Source organism: Pseudomonas sp. 51_B, from assembly GCF_017491595.1.
Lineage (GTDB): Bacteria > Pseudomonadota > Gammaproteobacteria > Pseudomonadales > Pseudomonadaceae > Aquipseudomonas > Aquipseudomonas promysalinigenes.
Genome location: NZ_JAFGYW010000093.1, coordinates 1 through 648 on the forward strand (window position 1 = coordinate 1; position 648 = coordinate 648).

1 protein-coding gene is annotated in these 648 nt (G+C 59.6%); it reads right to left on the bottom strand.

Annotated features, from left to right (window positions below; translation table 11 throughout):
• A partial coding sequence (locus J5M56_RS23800) for an L-lactate permease (protein ID WP_207937919.1) occupies positions 1-302 on the bottom strand: 302 nt, incomplete at its 3' end.
• Between the last annotated feature and the right edge of the window lie 346 nt (positions 303-648).

Consider the following 648-nt stretch of genomic DNA (forward strand, 5'->3'; position numbering starts at 1 on the left):
ACTTTGAACGAACCGTTCTCGGTGGTCAGGCGATGCAGAAAAATGATGTTGAGCACGATCCAGCCGATCGGCAGCAAGCCATTCGCCGCGCCGAACAACGCCGCCGAACCGGCCATGCCCGCCGGCATGTCGAAGGCGAAAATCGAGATCAGCAGGGCCGACGCCAGCGCCAACAACGCCGCCAGATGCGCCTTGACGTGAAAGAACGCCAGCGCCGCGAGCATCACCACCACCGGCACTGCGGCCATCAGCGTGGAGAGTACCGGGTTGCCGAACGGGTCGTAGATTTGCTGCCAGACCATGATCCACCTCTGCTTATTGTTATTGAGGGCGCAGATCCATTGCATGGGGGTAGGTTGCAAGCAGTATAGGTGGCGTTACGCCGCTGTTCGGCTGCGACGGACGAGCCGACAAACGGTCGATAGTGGCCACTGAATCAACGCGCTTTTGCCCGGTCGTATCTGCGGCTGCGCGCACTGCGTCCCGAAGACGCGGGCAGCGTGGCGATTTCCGTCGTCAAGACCTTGGGTTTTAGGGAAGTGTTGAATGAAGCAAGCGACAACCATGCTGCTCACTGTGACCGCCGCCGTATTGCTCAGCGGCTGTATTGCGGATTTTGATGATGAACACCGCAATGGCCGGCACTAC